General features: G+C 45.5%; 15 protein-coding genes. 7 read left to right on the plus strand and 8 right to left on the minus strand.

Annotated features, from left to right (window positions below):
- Nucleotides 1-37: 37 nt before the first annotated feature.
- Together aroB and FK220_RS12630 are read left to right on the plus strand one after the other, a co-directional pair.
- Nucleotides 38-1,099, plus strand: coding sequence for a 3-dehydroquinate synthase (aroB, locus tag FK220_RS12625; protein ID WP_152574686.1), 1,062 nt, complete (start codon nt 38-40; stop codon nt 1,097-1,099).
- A 172-nt stretch (nt 1,100-1,271) separates the two neighbouring features.
- On the plus strand, nt 1,272-1,607 hold the full coding sequence (locus FK220_RS12630; protein WP_152574687.1) for a hypothetical protein: 336 nt from the start codon (nt 1,272-1,274) through the stop codon (nt 1,605-1,607).
- 115 nt (nt 1,608-1,722) lie between these two features.
- Here the strand turns inward: FK220_RS12630 and FK220_RS12635 are convergent, their stop codons facing one another.
- The 3 genes from FK220_RS12635 to FK220_RS12645 all read right to left on the minus strand — a co-directional run bounded on the left by FK220_RS12635 (nt 1,723) and on the right by FK220_RS12645 (nt 4,011).
- Nucleotides 1,723-2,238, minus strand: coding sequence for a DinB family protein (locus tag FK220_RS12635; RefSeq protein WP_152574688.1), 516 nt, complete (start codon nt 2,236-2,238; stop codon nt 1,723-1,725).
- Between the two features lie 69 nt (nt 2,239-2,307).
- Nucleotides 2,308-2,787, minus strand: a complete 480-nt coding sequence (locus tag FK220_RS12640) for an Lrp/AsnC family transcriptional regulator (RefSeq protein ID WP_152574689.1) — start codon at nt 2,785-2,787, stop codon at nt 2,308-2,310.
- A gap of 114 nt (nt 2,788-2,901) precedes the next feature.
- Nucleotides 2,902-4,011, minus strand: a complete 1,110-nt coding sequence (locus FK220_RS12645; RefSeq protein ID WP_152574690.1) for a M14 family metallopeptidase — start codon at nt 4,009-4,011, stop codon at nt 2,902-2,904.
- Nucleotides 4,012-4,290: 279 nt separating this feature from the next.
- Here FK220_RS12645 and FK220_RS12650 point away from each other — a divergent pair, with 279 nt between their 5' ends.
- From FK220_RS12650 to FK220_RS12665, 4 genes are read left to right on the plus strand one after another with little or no spacing between them, the layout of a single operon-like run.
- Nucleotides 4,291-4,662, plus strand: coding sequence for a helix-turn-helix transcriptional regulator (locus FK220_RS12650; RefSeq protein WP_152574691.1), 372 nt, complete (start codon nt 4,291-4,293; stop codon nt 4,660-4,662).
- A gap of 29 nt (nt 4,663-4,691) precedes the next feature.
- Complete coding sequence (locus FK220_RS12655; RefSeq protein WP_317168332.1) at nt 4,692-5,069, plus strand: DNA topoisomerase IV; 378 nt, start codon at nt 4,692-4,694, stop codon at nt 5,067-5,069.
- Nucleotides 5,070-5,072: 3 nt separating this feature from the next.
- Complete coding sequence (locus FK220_RS12660; RefSeq protein WP_152574692.1) at nt 5,073-5,888, plus strand: TerC family protein; 816 nt, start codon at nt 5,073-5,075, stop codon at nt 5,886-5,888.
- Between the two features lie 26 nt (nt 5,889-5,914).
- Nucleotides 5,915-6,349 carry a DUF2147 domain-containing protein gene (locus FK220_RS12665; protein ID WP_152574693.1) on the plus strand — a complete coding sequence of 145 codons (435 nt, stop codon included), beginning with the start codon at nt 5,915-5,917 and terminating at the stop codon, nt 6,347-6,349.
- Between the two features lie 86 nt (nt 6,350-6,435).
- Here the strand turns inward: FK220_RS12665 and FK220_RS12670 are convergent, their stop codons facing one another.
- The 5 genes from FK220_RS12670 to ychF form a co-directional block, all read right to left on the minus strand.
- Complete coding sequence (locus tag FK220_RS12670; protein ID WP_152574694.1) at nt 6,436-7,392, minus strand: sterol desaturase family protein; 957 nt, start codon at nt 7,390-7,392, stop codon at nt 6,436-6,438.
- Nucleotides 7,393-7,497: 105 nt separating this feature from the next.
- A complete protein-coding gene (gene mscL, locus FK220_RS12675) occupies nt 7,498-7,929 on the minus strand; it encodes a large conductance mechanosensitive channel protein MscL (RefSeq protein WP_152574695.1) in 432 nt (143 codons plus the stop codon).
- Between the two features lie 93 nt (nt 7,930-8,022).
- A complete protein-coding gene (locus tag FK220_RS12680) occupies nt 8,023-10,794 on the minus strand; it encodes a DNA gyrase/topoisomerase IV subunit A (protein WP_152574696.1) in 2,772 nt (923 codons plus the stop codon).
- 24 nt (nt 10,795-10,818) lie between these two features.
- Nucleotides 10,819-12,681 (minus strand): DNA topoisomerase IV subunit B, encoded by a 1,863-nt coding sequence (locus FK220_RS12685; RefSeq protein ID WP_152574697.1) that lies wholly within the window; start codon nt 12,679-12,681, stop codon nt 10,819-10,821.
- 190 nt (nt 12,682-12,871) lie between these two features.
- A complete protein-coding gene (gene ychF, locus FK220_RS12690; RefSeq protein ID WP_152574698.1) occupies nt 12,872-13,966 on the minus strand; it encodes a redox-regulated ATPase YchF in 1,095 nt (364 codons plus the stop codon).
- Between the two features lie 190 nt (nt 13,967-14,156).
- Between ychF and speB the strand changes: the two genes are divergently transcribed.
- Nucleotides 14,157-14,948: an agmatinase gene (gene speB / locus FK220_RS12695; RefSeq protein WP_152574699.1), complete on the plus strand. Its 792-nt coding sequence runs from the start codon at nt 14,157-14,159 to the stop codon at nt 14,946-14,948.
- The last annotated feature ends 104 nt before the right edge of the window (nt 14,949-15,052 follow it).

Consider the following 15,052-nt stretch of genomic DNA (forward strand, 5'->3'; position numbering starts at 1 on the left):
CGAAGTCATCGATACGGGAACGTCTATGTTTGCAACTATGAAATCGATCATCACCCCCTCTTACGCCGTACACTTCAACGAAACCGCCTATGACGCCTTGAATACCCACTTGGCAGCGGCCAATTACTCCAAGGTGTTCATTCTGGTAGACGAAAATACCCACGAGTATTGTCTTGCGCCCTTTATGGCCCAAATTCAGGGGGAATATGTTTTTGAAATCATCGAAATCGAATCGGGTGAAATCAACAAAAACATCCACACCTGTACCCAAGTTTGGGAAGTGCTTTCGGAATTGGATGCAGACCGCAAAAGTGTGTTGATCAATCTCGGGGGCGGTGTGGTCACGGACTTGGGAGGTTTTGTCGCCTCGTCCTATAAAAGGGGAATCGACTTTATCAATGTGCCCACCACCCTATTGGCAATGGTCGATGCGTCCGTGGGCGGAAAGACGGGGGTCGACCTGGGTTCGTTAAAAAACCAGATCGGTTTTATCAGTCAGCCCAAGATGGTATTGGTGGTTCCCGACTTTTTGGGAACATTGGGCGAGCGACAACTGACCAGTGGTTTTGCCGAGATGCTCAAACACGGTCTTATTAAAGATCGTAACTATTGGAACCAATTGAAGTCGGTACGAAGCTTTGACGAGTTGGACGCTTACATCTTGGACTCCATCATCATCAAGAACGAAGTGGTACAGCAAGATCCCACCGAACAAAGCCTACGAAAAATCCTAAATTTCGGTCATACCCTGGGCCATGCCATCGAGTCGCATTTTCTAGAAAGCAAGGAGCACGAACTGCTGTTGCACGGTGAGGCAATCGCTGCCGGTATGGTACTGGAAGCCTGGCTCTCCTACCGCTTGACCGGGCTTTTGGCCGAGGAGCTGGAAGATATCAAGGCTACGTTCGTAGAGCGCTACGGAAAGGTATCGTTCCCCGCGCAGGACATCGACGCCATCTTGACGCTGCTAAAATTCGACAAGAAAAACTCCCATGGCAATATCAACTTTGTACTTCTTCAAAACATTGGGGAGGCCCAAATCGATGTGCAGGTGCCGGATGATTTACTTCGGGAAGCTTTTGCATACTACTCTGAATAAGCGCTTCGTATACTAAAATTGACATTTGACAACTCTTTCCGAAAAGCAAACAAAAAAAGAACTAGCTTGAGTTTGATTATTGGGAGATTTCCGACCAATCGACCGGAAAAGACCCGAAGTCCCAAATAAAAACCTAACCACCCTTTCACCAAGGGTCTAAATGAACCTACTTATGATACGCAGACTTGTAGACTACAAAAAGCTCGACCACCAATTGGCCGCGTTGTTGATCGAAACTTATCCCCATGGTTACGGAGACGATGACATCATTGTTTTCACCAATGCCAACGGGGAATACGTTCAAGCGGTTGAAATCAGGACCGAGGATTCGATTTATCTCGTAAAAATCAGTAAAAGCTTGGCGAATTTCATTTCCAATTTTGAGGATACCATCGAACGCGAGCTGGAAGACAAACAGGAGCCGGTACTGGAAGAAGTTGATTCAATCGATTTAGACGGGGAAATGAACCCGGAGTCCGAAATCGACGAGGAGCTTGATTCCGATTAAGCTGGTTATACTTACGGATGGTCAAAAACAAACGAAGTATCTCCTTTTTCCGCCTCTTGCGGGATAGACAACGATTATTTTCGACCTGGGAAACTTATGCACTGTTCTTGGCAAATCACAGATACCTTTCCCGTATCACGTTCCGATGATGCCTTTGGTGGCCACAGATGACAAAGCCCAGGGCCGCCACGCTCCATTCAAGATTACTGGCAATACCTGTTCGCTCCAACGTTTTGCGGTCTAAATTGGCGAATATAGAAATGGTAGATCTGCGAACGATTCTGTATTCCTCGATCAGGCTTTCCTTGGAACGCCGGCTTGGGTCGGAACCCTTGGCGAACACATCCTGGTCGAATCCGGGCAAGGGCGTTTGCTCCCCGCGTGCGAACCAAAAAGCCCGAAATTGAAACACCCGCTCCGAATCGATGATGTGCATCAGTGCCTCGGCAATCGTCCATTTCTCTTTCCCATAGGCATAACCCAGTTTTTCGTCTGGTATACTATGTATGAATTTGGGGAAATTTTCCAATTGCCTTTGTAGGTGGTCCAACAACTCGACCTCCCCTACCACATCGATATAGTTCCTGTAAAAAGGGTTTCCCTCGGGAAACTTCAATTCGGATGTCATCATAGCTTCTCAATTAAAAAAATCCCTTGGACCGGGGCCGTTCGGGATTTTTAACTGTATTATTTGGTGGGATTACAGCTCATTAAAAATCATGTGCATCAAGCGTTTCTTGTCGTTGATGCTTTCTTCCAGCGAAATCATCGTCTCCGTTCTACTGATTCCGTCGATATCGTCTATTTGAAAAATTATATTCTTGGCATGATTGGTGTCCTTTGCCCTGATTTTACAGAAAATATTGAATTTTCCCGTGGTGATATGGGCCACCGTGACATTGGGTATTTGCTCCAAACGCTCCATCACGAATTTGGTCTGATGGGTCTTTTCCAAAAAGATGCCTACATAGGCGATAAAGGCATACCCGAGTTTTACATAATCCAAAGTCAATGATGATCCCTGAATAATGCCCGCATCCTCCATTTTTTTAACCCTTACATGTACGGTACCCGCAGATATCAACAGTTTTTTAGCAATGTCGGTAAAGGGAGTTCTGGTGTTTTCAATCAACATATCCAGAATTTGGTGGTCGATTTCGTCTAATTTTACTTTTGCCATGCTTTTATTATTTTTAGCAAAAATAGTTAATTAAGAAAATATATTCAATAAAAGCTCTCTTTTTGTAACAAAAATGTAATGGTTTGATAATTTCCGCAGATTGTTAAACAGAACTTACCTACATAATCCTTTCCAGTATTCCGTAGTTTTTAACAGCGAAAGCTCCTTGGCATCCCCGCAATCATATTCTAAATGCCCGAAACGCGGAAGCTCGCTCGGAACGGTCTCGTACTGTGGTTCAAAATTGAGTGTGTCGTTTACGAGCTTTTCCTTGAACATGATCCCTACCGCTACCTCTTCCCCATATTTCGTATTAATCCGATGCGGATTCTTCACCAAGACATCGAAGAACTGTTTGCTATTCCCGGGAATCTCGAAATAAGCCTCCCGTTCGTAGCTTTCGACTTTATTTTCGGCAATGGTCGAAAGTGCCTGTAGGAGCGCATAAAAAATATACTCCCGTGTCTTCTCCCGCTGATAGTCCCCTGGGTAATGCCCTGCCTCAAAAAGGATGGTCGGGGTTTGAAGCATCTGGAAGGTATCCCCGATGCAATTGGGATTGAACGCATCGTCGTAGCGGCCTACCTGCCCCGGGATGATGCCTTGAAGCATTTCGTTCATGGCAACGATGAGCCGCATGCTTCTGTCGCGGCTTTCCGAAATGCCGCGTTCTTCGTCGTGGGCGGGTGCCAGAAAAGAGACGGTTGCCGGCTTTGGGGCAGTACCCACATTAAAAATGGTACGCTGATCGTGAAGGTTGAAACAAAAATTCGGCTCAAAGGTGTCGTAAAGCTCCCGCAATGCCCTGCTTTCGGGCTGACTTCGAATTTGTGCATCCCTATTCAAGTCTACTCCATTTTTGTTGACCCTTGTATAGGCCACCGCACCATCCGGGTTGAGTATGGGGATTATTTTCAAGGTACAACGCTCGTTTAGCAACTTTGCCGTTTCATCGGAAGTCTTCAAAAAGCTTAAAAGATCCAATACCGCTTTCGTGGTGGTCGATTCGTTTCCGTGCATTTGCGACCACATCAAAATCTTCTGCGTACCCTTACCGACGGTTATGACAGGAATCGGATTGCCCATCACGGATTCCCCAACCTTGGTTACAAAAAAACCGGTCGATTTCTTTTTAAAAAAGGGTTCGAGATGGGCCAATGTAACATATCTACCGGTAACGGATTTTTCTTTAATCGTGTCGTAATCGAAAGCAATGCTGTTCATACCATCTTGAATCGGGATACAAATGTAACATCAATATAAATTACATTTGTAATCCGCATAAGTTACAGATGTTATTTAAAAAAGGAGCTCGAAACCTCTTTTTTTATACATCTGTAAACGAAAAAGGACGTATTCATAAGCTTGAATTATAAATAACTATTAATCAGTATTTTAAAATATGATACGTTAATTAAAACTATCAATTATTGAAGGTTGAAAACCAGCGTTTGGGAGGCTGGGAATGATTCTTTTTTGTATGTTTGATGAAAATTAGTTACAATGGTAAACACCGAGGATTTTATCCGGCGATTGGAGCAGTTGTTACACTATTATGGGCTCTCGGCTTCCGCTTTTGCAGATAAGGTTCAGGTGCAACGTTCCAGTATTTCGCACTTGCTTTCAGGTCGAAACAAACCAAGCCTTGATTTTGTCTTGAAGGTGGTGAAGACTTTTCCCGAGGTGAATCTTTATTGGTTGTTAAATGGCAAAGGAAGTTTTCCTGCCGAAGCCAAAAGCGGTGAATCTTCCAAAGCCGCTCCTGCCCCCTCGGTCACAAAATCGCTTCCCCAAGCGGACCCTTCCGAAAAAACAATCGAAAAAATTATCATTTTTTATTCCGACGGCAGTTTTAAGTCGTATCACGGCCACTGAGTTGTAAAACAATTTCTTTATTTTGCGACATGATGAGAAAAGTCTTTTTCAGTGTTCCTATTTTATTTCTAGCTTTCTCCTGCTATGCCCCGCAAAGGGATTGTAAGGCTTTCACCGACGGGAAGTTTTCCTTTACCACGGTCATCGATGGCGAAGAGGTTACCACAACCTTCTTGCGATCGGGTGATTTGGAAATCGACTATTTTCAAGGGAAAGCCGATTCTTCCTCGGTTCGATGGATCAATGACTGTGAATACATCGTTCGAAAACTAAGCCCGAAAAACAAGTCGGAGGAGCAGGCCGTACATATGAAAATATTGTCCACCACGGATAATTCCTATACATTTGAATACAACATGGTCGGTGCTAGTAAAAAGTCGAAGGGAACCGCCATAAAAATCGACTAAACTATGTTTGAAATCTTCACCAGTCCGGACGCATGGATCGCTTTGCTGACCCTGACGTTCTTGGAAATCGTTTTGGGTATCGATAACATTATCTTCATCTCTATCGCGGCAGGTAAACTCGAAAAGGGGCAACGTAAAAGAGCGACCAACATCGGATTGGCCCTAGCCATGGTGTTACGTATTGTGCTGCTGTTTGGTATTTCGTTACTCACCACCATGAAAAAACCCTTTTGGATGATCGATACCGATTGGATATCCGGCGGTATCAGCGGGCAGGCATTGATTCTGTTCGCAGGTGGCCTCTTCCTTCTCTATAAAAGCACCAAAGAGATTCATGAAAAGGTCGAGGATAGGGGCTATGATGAAAGGGAAGTAAAAAAAGCACGTTCTACTTCGTTTACCAATGCCATTTTGCAAATAACCGTTATTAACATTGTCTTTTCCTTTGATTCGATTCTAACGGCGATCGGGATGACCAACGGTATATCTCCCAACCCCAACGATGCCCTGATTCTGATGGTCGTGGCCGTGGTCATCTCGGTAATCATCATGATGCTTTTCGCCAACCCTGTCGGCAATTTTGTGAGCCGTCACCCTTCCGTCCAGATTTTAGGCCTTTCGTTCCTGATTCTCATCGGGTTTATGTTGGTTGCCGAAGCTGCCCACCTATCGCATTTGGTGGTCTTTGGAAACGAAGTCGGTACCATCCCAAAAGGATACCTCTATTTTGCAATTGCATTTTCGTTGATGGTCGAGTTTGTCGATTTGAAACGACTTAAAAATAAGAAGGTCCCCGCAGAGACCTTGGATAATGAATAACCCCGTATTAAAAAAAGTGCCCCCAAATGAAACATTTTGAAAAAAGAGTTTTTACCACCTTGGCCTGTGTTCTTCTTACCCTATTGGTAAAGGCACAGGATATATACGGCGAATGGAAAACCATCGATGACGAAACGGGAGAGGCCAAATCCGTGGTCGAAATTTATGAGAATGACGGTAAGGTCTATGGAAAAATAGTCGAGCTACTTCAGGAAGAAGACCGTGGAAGGCTTTGTACCAAATGTGAGGGGGATGACAAGAACAAACCGGTCAAAGGGCTGGTCATCATGAAGGAAATGAAAAAAGATGGGGATGAATATGAAGATGGCACCATTTTCGACCCCAAGAAAGGAAAGCGGTACGACTGTAAGATATGGATCGACGACGACAACCCCGACATCCTGAACGTTAGGGGGTATGTCAGCTTTTTCTACCGTACCCAGCAATGGCATCGGAAATGATGACTAAGGCATAGTCGCCGAAGTGCTACAGGAACGCGATTGCATCCTCTACCCCTCTTTCTGGTTTGTTTAAGCCTCCGGATCGCCTAATTGGGCCTACTAAAGGCCACCGCTGGATTTTTCTTTTTTTGCTCCCGGAAAAGGCGTTGCTGCTGCTTTACCGTCATGGTGCTACCGTCATGGCTCCACCCCGGGGGGCCAAAGATATACATGAGCTTATGGGTTAGTTTCGGAGACTTTTTGGTGTCGTTCCAGATATCTTTGAACTCATGGGTAAGAATAACCAAGGGATTATAGGAATTAGGCGCATGAATGACCCCGTACTTTACGTCGATATCATCGTCCAATTCTTTCCAAGTACCGAATAGTTTGTCAAAAATGTTTAAAAAGCCACCATGGTTTTTATCCAGATACTCCACGTTTTGGGCATGGTGTACCTGATGCATGGTATGGGTGTTGAAAATCTTTTCAACCCATCCCATCTTGGGAACATACACCGAATGTAACTGAAATTGCCACAATGCTTCGATACCCAAGGCAACGACCACCATTTCCGGAGGGAAACCGATGGCAGGCATCCACATATAGAACAAGGGCTTGTAAAGAATAGTGAACCAACCGTTACGAACCGCTGTACCCAAATTAAAATTGTCCGAGGAGTGGTGCACGATATGCGCAGCCCACAAAATGCGGATCTCATGATTTGCGCGGTGAAACCAATAATAGGTGAAGTCATCTGCCAACTGACAGAGCAACCAGACATACCAGGCATAGCCAAAAGATTCATAACCCATGATATTGGTACGCACCCCGTCTACCAGTGGATTGAAGAACTCAAAAGTATATTCAAAAATGACGATGGCCGAAACAACTTTGACCAAAGGAGCAATAATCGCCGATCCTATACCCATGGCACCACTGGCAAACAAATCCTTCCACTCGTATAAATGGTCGTCTCCGTGTGTTTTGCTATATGTTAATTCGAGAAGTATAAAAGCGATGAAGCAAGGAACACCGTATACCAGGGGGTTGGTAAAATCCATTTAAATTAATTTCCGTTAAATATAGGGATAAACATTTCTAATTGAAGAAGTTGTTTAACAGTTACCTCTGATTATAATCATTTTAAGGGAGGAATCATAAACAATTCACTCTTTTAACTGTTTTAACAAGCTGTTCTGTTCTTTCATCAATTGCTCCATACTGGCCAACAACTCGATGTCTTTCGGTGTTTTAACAGCCTCGTCCTTCGGGTCTTCCGCTTTGTCCTTGAATTTATTAAAAGCTTTCAGTACCACGAAAATGGTCAGGGCAATGACTCCAAAGTCGATAACGACCTCTAGCAATTCCCCGTATCCAATGGCCACCTCCTCTACCGTATCACCCGCTTCGCGAAGCACCCATTTCTTATTGGCCAAGGTAACATTATTGGTCAATAATGACAGCGGTGGCATGGCCACTTTCTTTACCAAAACATTTACTACGTTATTGAAAGCGGTACCGATGATGATTCCAATGGCCATATCGACCATATTCCCTTTCACCGCGAAATTTTTGAATTCCTTTACAAAGTTTTTCATCCGTATAGTTATGTTATATCAAAGGCAAGATATAATGCGCGATTGTTTTGCAGATGGATAGCACCGTTGTGGCCTTGCCTGAATACATAGCACTTAGAATAAGGTCAACGTACCGTCTTCATCGTCTTGTCCCTTGTCAGTTTTCTTTTTGTCACTGGTGTCTTTGGACGCTTTGGGGCTTTCTTTTTCTGCAGTTGCATCTACCTTCTCTTCGTCGATTACTTCGATTTCCTCTGGATTCTGGGGTTCCGGGGCTTCATAAGGGAGGGGTTCCATTGCGTTGATTTCCAATACTTTTTCTTTGGTAAGCTGATTGCCCATCGCCGTGATACCTTTAACGGCGATGAACTCCTCCAGATTGAGCTCAAGGTTCTCTTTACGATCCTGCCCCCGTTTCTTGGCAAAAACAATTTCCGCTTGAGGTCGGTAATCGGTAAAAATAGCTTCCAGATAGGATTTTGGATGGTCGCTGATAATCATTTCTTCCTTATCGGGATTCTCCACCAAGAAACGTTTCACGTAGAACAACTCTTTTTCCCCCGCCCAGTAGATGGCGCTCAGGGGTTTGTTTGGAATCCATTTTTCCAACACTACCATATCATCGTCAAACCGCAACGTCAACTCTGGAATAACCGTTTTGACCATGCCTCTTTGATTCACGATCAGCAAGCGGTCATCACTCGTAAACTCCCCGAGGTATTCCCCACGCTCATCGGTATTCAAACGTTGCACCGTGTCGTCGAACCAAAGCTTTCTGGGCTTCAGGGTAGAAAGGCCTTTTTCTTTCAGTTCAATTCGTTTTACCGAATATTTGGTAACGATATTGCCCTTGGAGGCCCGCCCCTTGATCAATACATCGGCAAAATCGACATCCCACTTTAATTTTTTGATGCTTCCTACCTGTCGAAGCATCACGGTAACCACTTCCGCCTCTCCATTGGGATTGGCCGAAAAATAGAGTACATCGGTCCCGGACTTCCCGGTTCCCAGGTCATAGGCCTTATCACGGGTTATACTAGTGACGGCAAAACGTTTGATGTACGTTGCGCCCCCTCTACCGTCTTTGTAGATCATGTTGTAAATAGTGCGTTTATCTTTCTTTTTAAAGACCGCGACATGCAAAATATTCTTACCGACAAACGTTTTCGAATCGACTTTGGTAACCATCATTTTGCCATCCTTGGTAAAGACGATAATATCATCGATGTCGCTACAATCCGTTACATACTCATCCCTTCGCAAGGACGTGCCTACAAAGCCCTCTTCCCGGTTCACGTAGAGCTTTGTATTGCGAATCACCACCTTGGTTGCCTCGATTTCATCGAATATGCGGATTTCCGACTTGCGTTCCCTACCCTGACCATAGGTGCTTTTCAGGTTTTTGAAGTAATCGATGGCAAAATCGACCAGATTTTCAAGGTGGTGTTGTACCTCGGCGATTTTTTTCTCGAGATTATCCAGATTTTGTTGGGCCTTATCCAAATCGAACTTGGAGATACGCTTGATACGGATTTCCGTCAAACGAACGATATCATCCTGGGTCACCGCTCTTTTCAAGTTTTTCACATGCGGTTTCAACCCCTTGTCGATGGCGGCAATGACCCCTTCCCAGGTTTCTTCCTCCTCGATATCCCGATATATACGGTTTTCGATAAAGATTCGCTCCAGCGAAGCATAATGCCATTGCTCTTCGAGTTCGTTCAGCTGTATTTCCAGCTCCTGTCTCAACAGGTCGACCGTGGCATCGGTAGAGCGACGTAGCATTTCAGTGACACCGATAAACAGGGGCTTATTGTCTTCTATAATACACGCCAACGGAGATATTGACGACTCACAGGAGGTAAAGGCATATAGGGCATCAATCGTCTTGTCTGGCGAAATACCGGAGGGCAAATGAACCAGAATCTCAACTTCCGCGGCCGTATTATCCTCGATTTTCTTGATTTTAATCTTCCCCTTATCATTGGCCTTGAGGATGGAATCGATTAAAGAAGAAGTATTGGTTCCGTAAGGTATTTCACTGATTTTCAGTGTATTTTTATCGTGCTGGGCAATCCTTGCCCGAACCCGGATCTTACCCCCTCGTAATCCGTCATTATAGTTGCTTACATCTATGATACCTGCGGTAGGGAAGTCAGGGAACAATTTGAATCGCTGTCCTTTCAAATGCTTAATCGAGGCATCTATCAGCTCGTTAAAATTGTGCGGCATCACTTTGGTCGAGAGCCCTACCGCAATTCCCTCGGCCCCTTGGGCAAGCAAGAGTGGGAATTTAACCGGAAGATGCACCGGTTCTTTTTTTCGACCGTCGTAAGAGAGTTGCCATTCGGTAATCTTCGGACTAAAAACTACCTCCAACGCAAACTTCGACAGGCGTGCTTCGATATACCGGCTAGCGGCCGCCCCATCCCCCGTTAGAATGTTCCCCCAGTTCCCCTGGGTATCGATCAATAGGTCTTTCTGACCGATCTGTACCATGGCATCCGCGATGCTGGCATCACCGTGGGGGTGGTATTGCATCGTATGCCCAACTACGTTGGCCACTTTGTTGTAGCGGCCATCGTCGAGCTCTTTCAAAGCATGCATAATACGTCGTTGTACCGGTTTAAAACCGTCCTCGATGGCGGGTACGGCCCGCTCCAAAATTACATAGGATGCATAATCGAGGAACCAATCCTTGTACATGCCCGACACCCGGGTCAGGGCATCGTCTTGCGCGGTATCCTCCACGGGCTCTTCGTCGGTAGTGTCTAACGTGTCTTCTGCTCCTTCTAGCGAATCCCCATTTTCATTAGGCCCTGCCGATTCATCATTGGATTGGCCTTCCTCTCCGCTCGGCAAGTTTAGTTCGTCATTTTCTTCCATTCGGAAAGATTCGTATTAGTCTGGTTATAGTTGGTTTTCTTCTACTAAATCTATTTCTACTTTCAAGTTTTCAATTATAAATTCCTGACGGCTTGGGGTATTTTTCCCCATATAAAAGCTCAACAGTTCCTCGATAGACATTGCCTTGTCGAGCATTACCGGTTCTAACCGGATATCGTCCCCGATAAAATGCTTGAATTCATCCGGAGAGATTTCGCCCAGCCCTTTGAAACGGGTGATTTCCGGTTTACCGGAAAGCTTGGCAATAGCCGCCTTTCGCTCCTCCTCGCTGTAGCAGTAGATAGTCTCTTTTTTGTTCCGCACACGGAACAAGGGGGTCTGCAGAATATACAAATGGCCTTCCTTGATCAATTCTGGAAAAAATTGTAGAAAGAAGGTAATCAGCAACAAGCGAATGTGCATGCCATCTACATCGGCGTCGGTCGCGATAACGATATTGTTATAACGCAGGTCCTCCATCGATTCCTCGATATTTAGTGCCGCTTGCAATAGGTTGAACTCCTCGTTTTCATAGACGATTTTTTTGGACATGCCGTAGGAGTTCAAAGGTTTGCCCCTTAAACTAAAAACCGCTTGGGTATTTACATCCCTGGACTTGGTAATCGAACCGGAGGCGGAATCCCCCTCTGTAATGAAAAGGGTACTATCCAAACGATTATCCTTTTTCATATCACCCAAATGTACCCGACAGTCCCGAAGTTTTTTGTTGTGTAGGTTCGATTTTTTGGCGCGATCCCTGGCCAGTTTCCGAATACCGGACAGTTCCTTACGCTCTTTTTCGGCCATCATGATCTTTCGCTGCAATTTTTCGGCCGTTTCGGAATTTTTATGAAGGTAGTTGTCGAGATACTTCCCGATAAAATCATTGATATAGGTACGAACCGTCGGAAAATCACCCCCCATATCGGTCGATCCCAGTTTGGTCTTGGTCTGGCTTTCGAATACAGGTTCCATGACCTTGATGGAAATGGCGGAAATAATCGATTTTCGAATGTCCGAGGCATCGTAGTTCTTTCCGTAAAAATCCCGAACGGTCTTAACAATGGCTTCCCTAAAAGCGGATTGATGTGTTCCCCCCTGCGTGGTATGCTGGCCGTTGACGAAGGAATGGTACTCCTCGCTATACTGGGTTTTGCTATGGGTGATGGCCACCTCGATATCGTCGCCCCTTAAATGGATGACGGGGTACAACAGGTCTTCACTGTTGTTATTATCCTCCAACAAATCCTTTAATCCGTTTTCCGAATGGAATTTTTCCCCGTTGAAAACGATTGTCAGTCCAGGATTTAGATACACATAATTTTTAAGCATGCGTTCTACATACTCATTACGGTATTTGAATTTCTTAAAAATGGCCTCATCGGGTATAAAAGTTACTTTGGTCCCCTTCCGCTTGGAGGTTTCCACCGGGCCTTCCTCGGTCACCAGATTGCCTTGCTTGAACTGCGCCGTTTTAATTTTGTTTTCCCTGGAGGATTGCACCTCGAAGTAGCTGGAAAGGGCATTCACTGCCTTGGTGCCCACTCCATTGAGACCGACGGATTTTTTGAACGCACGGGTATCATATTTACCCCCGGTATTCATTTTGGAAACCACGTCGACCACTTTTCCCAAAGGAATGCCACGACCGTAATCGCGCACCTTCACCGTTTGGTCCTTGATGCTGATTTCTATGGTCTTGCCCGCTCCCATGACAAATTCGTCGATACAGTTATCGATGACTTCCTTTAGCAGGATGTAAATTCCATCATCGGCAGAGGAGCCATCACCCAACTTTCCGATGTACATTCCAGGACGCAGACGAATATGCTCTTTCCAATCGAGCGAGCGAATATTATCTTCGGTATATTGGGTATTCTGAGACATCTTACGGGGTTTTGTGAAAGTGATGCTAAAGATAGCACGACTCTGAAAAAGATAAAACCCCTAAGTGTTAAAGTAATTAACAACGAAAATAGGGAGATTGTTGATAGCAGGGGTCTAAAGTTCCAAGTTGAAAATCAATGAATGCTATTTTTCAAAATTGAACCTTGAACAAAAAAGCTTGAATGAGGCCCTACACGTTGAACCTAAAATGCATCACATCACCGTCCTTGACGATGTACTCCTTGCCTTCGACACGCATTTTACCCGCTTCCTTTACTTTGGCCTCGCTGCCGTATTGCACATAGTCATCATAGGAAATCACCTCGGCCCGGATAAAGCCTTTTTCAAAATCGGTATGGATGACACCTGCCGCTTGAGGCGCGGTGGCACCTTTCGGAATCGTCCATGCGCGCACCTCCTTTTCCCCGGCGGTGAAATAGGTCTCCAGGTTCAACAATCGATAGGCACCCCGGATCAAAACTGCGGAACCCGGTTCGGAAAGCCCTAAATCCTCCAAAAATAGTTGACGTTCCTCATAGGTGTCCAGCTCGGTGATATCGGCCTCGGTGCCCACCGCCAGGTAAATTACCTCGGCATTCTCGTTCGCAACCGCCTTCTTCACCCGGTCCACATAGGCGTTGCCCGTTACGGCAGCTGCCTCATCCACATTACAGACATACATGACCGGTTTATCGGTAATAAATTGCAACGGTTTCACGTACTCCGCCCGGGCGTCCTTTTCGATGTCGATGGCGCGTACCGAAATACCCGCTTCCAATCCTTCCTTGATTTTTAATAAGACCGCCTCTTCTTTTTGGGCTTCCTTGTTTCCTGTTTTGGCGGCCCGTTTTACCTTATCGAGTTTCTTTTCTACCGTTTCCAAGTCCTTCAGCTGCAGCTCCATATCAATGGTCTCCTTGTCGCGTATGGGATCTACCGACCCGTCGACATGAACGACATTGTCATTGTCAAAGCATCGCAGCACGTGAAGAATGGCATCGGTCTCACGGATATTGCCCAAAAATTGATTTCCGAGTCCCTCACCCTTGCTAGCACCCTTCACCAGCCCGGCGATGTCGACAATCTCGACAGTAGCAGGGACCACCCGCTCCGGGTGCACCAAACTTTCGAGCTTTTCCAATCGTTCGTCCGGCACATTTACAACTCCGATATTGGGCTCTATGGTGCAGAAAGGAAAATTCGCGCTCTGCGCCTTGGCATTGGAGAGGCAATTAAAAAGGGTCGACTTACCTACATTGGGCAATCCTACGATACCTGCTTTCATTTTTTCTACTTTAGGGGCGCTGTGATATTCGCCATACTTCTAATTCGGGCGCAAAGATAGTTGTTACATTCCTATTGAGCGACACCCATGGCAATGAATTGGCGTCGAACACCGGGGAAGGATTTCGTACCCTAAGGTATAAAGGGGAGTTAGACGAAATACCTGTGCGCTTTTTAGTATTTTAGGCGGTATGCAAAACCAACTAGTGTTACAAGGAATACCCTATGACGAAAAGTCGTCCTTTCTGAGAGGCCCCGCCTTGGCGCCCCCATTGATTCGAAAAGCTTATCACAGCGATTCTGCCAATTACTTTGCGGAATCGGGATTGGAGCTGCGACCGGAAATCTTCAAGGATGTAGGGGACTATGAAATCGATTCGTATTTTGATATTGAAAAAATCACAGCTGAAAATCTAAGCAAAGGACACCCCTTGATTACCTTGGGCGGAGACCATTCCATCACCTTTCCAATCGTTAAAGCATTTCATCGGGTGTATGGTGCTGTACAAATATTGCATATCGACGCCCATGGGGATTTGTACCACGATTTTGAAGGAGACCCCTATTCCCACGCTTGTCCGTTTGCACGCATCATGGAGAACCAATTGGCTTCCCGACTGGTACAGGTGGGTGTGCGTACCCTCTCGACCCATCAAAGGGAGCAGGCAAAAAAGTTCAGGGTCGAGATTATAGAAATGAAGCATTTCGATGCAAATAAATTCCCTGAATTCAAGAAGCCCATCTACCTTTCCTTGGATATCGATGCAATCGATCCGGCCTACGCGCCGGGAGTTTCCCATTACGAGCCTGGCGGACTCAGCATAAGGCAGGTAATCGACATCATCCACAAAATAAGGGTGCCCATTCTCGGGGCCGATATCGTGGAATATAATCCTACCCGGGATATCAATGATATGACGGCAATGGCAAGCGCCAAGTTATTGAAGGAGATTGCGGCTAAAATATTGGAATATCGTTTGTAGCCAAAAAGGGTCCCAAAATTATAGGATGTTGAACCACTCCTTGTCATTGAAAAAAACAACATAGAGGATATAGAGAAAGAGCATCAGAAAAACAAGTAGGGTTA

The sequence above is a fragment of the Pelagihabitans pacificus genome, assembly GCF_009371985.2.
GTDB classification, from domain to species: domain Bacteria; phylum Bacteroidota; class Bacteroidia; order Flavobacteriales; family Flavobacteriaceae; genus Pelagihabitans; species Pelagihabitans pacificus.

What these genes read in the sequence shown, in the direction of transcription:
- aroB (WP_152574686.1), top strand. Translation starts at nt 38, where the DNA reads ATGAAATCGATCATCACCCCCTCTTACGCCGTACACTTCAACGAAACC.
- FK220_RS12630 (WP_152574687.1), top strand. Translation starts at nt 1,272, where the DNA reads ATGATACGCAGACTTGTAGACTACAAAAAGCTCGACCACCAATTGGCC.
- FK220_RS12635 (WP_152574688.1), bottom strand. Translation starts at nt 2,238, where the DNA reads ATGATGACATCCGAATTGAAGTTTCCCGAGGGAAACCCTTTTTACAGG.
- FK220_RS12640 (WP_152574689.1), bottom strand. Translation starts at nt 2,787, where the DNA reads ATGGCAAAAGTAAAATTAGACGAAATCGACCACCAAATTCTGGATATG.
- FK220_RS12645 (WP_152574690.1), bottom strand. Translation starts at nt 4,011, where the DNA reads ATGAACAGCATTGCTTTCGATTACGACACGATTAAAGAAAAATCCGTT.
- FK220_RS12650 (WP_152574691.1), top strand. Translation starts at nt 4,291, where the DNA reads ATGGTAAACACCGAGGATTTTATCCGGCGATTGGAGCAGTTGTTACAC.
- FK220_RS12655 (WP_317168332.1), top strand. Translation starts at nt 4,692, where the DNA reads ATGATGAGAAAAGTCTTTTTCAGTGTTCCTATTTTATTTCTAGCTTTC.
- FK220_RS12660 (WP_152574692.1), top strand. Translation starts at nt 5,073, where the DNA reads ATGTTTGAAATCTTCACCAGTCCGGACGCATGGATCGCTTTGCTGACC.
- FK220_RS12665 (WP_152574693.1), top strand. Translation starts at nt 5,915, where the DNA reads ATGAAACATTTTGAAAAAAGAGTTTTTACCACCTTGGCCTGTGTTCTT.
- FK220_RS12670 (WP_152574694.1), bottom strand. Translation starts at nt 7,392, where the DNA reads ATGGATTTTACCAACCCCCTGGTATACGGTGTTCCTTGCTTCATCGCT.
- mscL (WP_152574695.1), bottom strand. Translation starts at nt 7,929, where the DNA reads ATGAAAAACTTTGTAAAGGAATTCAAAAATTTCGCGGTGAAAGGGAAT.
- FK220_RS12680 (WP_152574696.1), bottom strand. Translation starts at nt 10,794, where the DNA reads ATGGAAGAAAATGACGAACTAAACTTGCCGAGCGGAGAGGAAGGCCAA.
- FK220_RS12685 (WP_152574697.1), bottom strand. Translation starts at nt 12,681, where the DNA reads ATGTCTCAGAATACCCAATATACCGAAGATAATATTCGCTCGCTCGAT.
- ychF (WP_152574698.1), bottom strand. Translation starts at nt 13,966, where the DNA reads ATGAAAGCAGGTATCGTAGGATTGCCCAATGTAGGTAAGTCGACCCTT.
- speB (WP_152574699.1), top strand. Translation starts at nt 14,157, where the DNA reads ATGCAAAACCAACTAGTGTTACAAGGAATACCCTATGACGAAAAGTCG.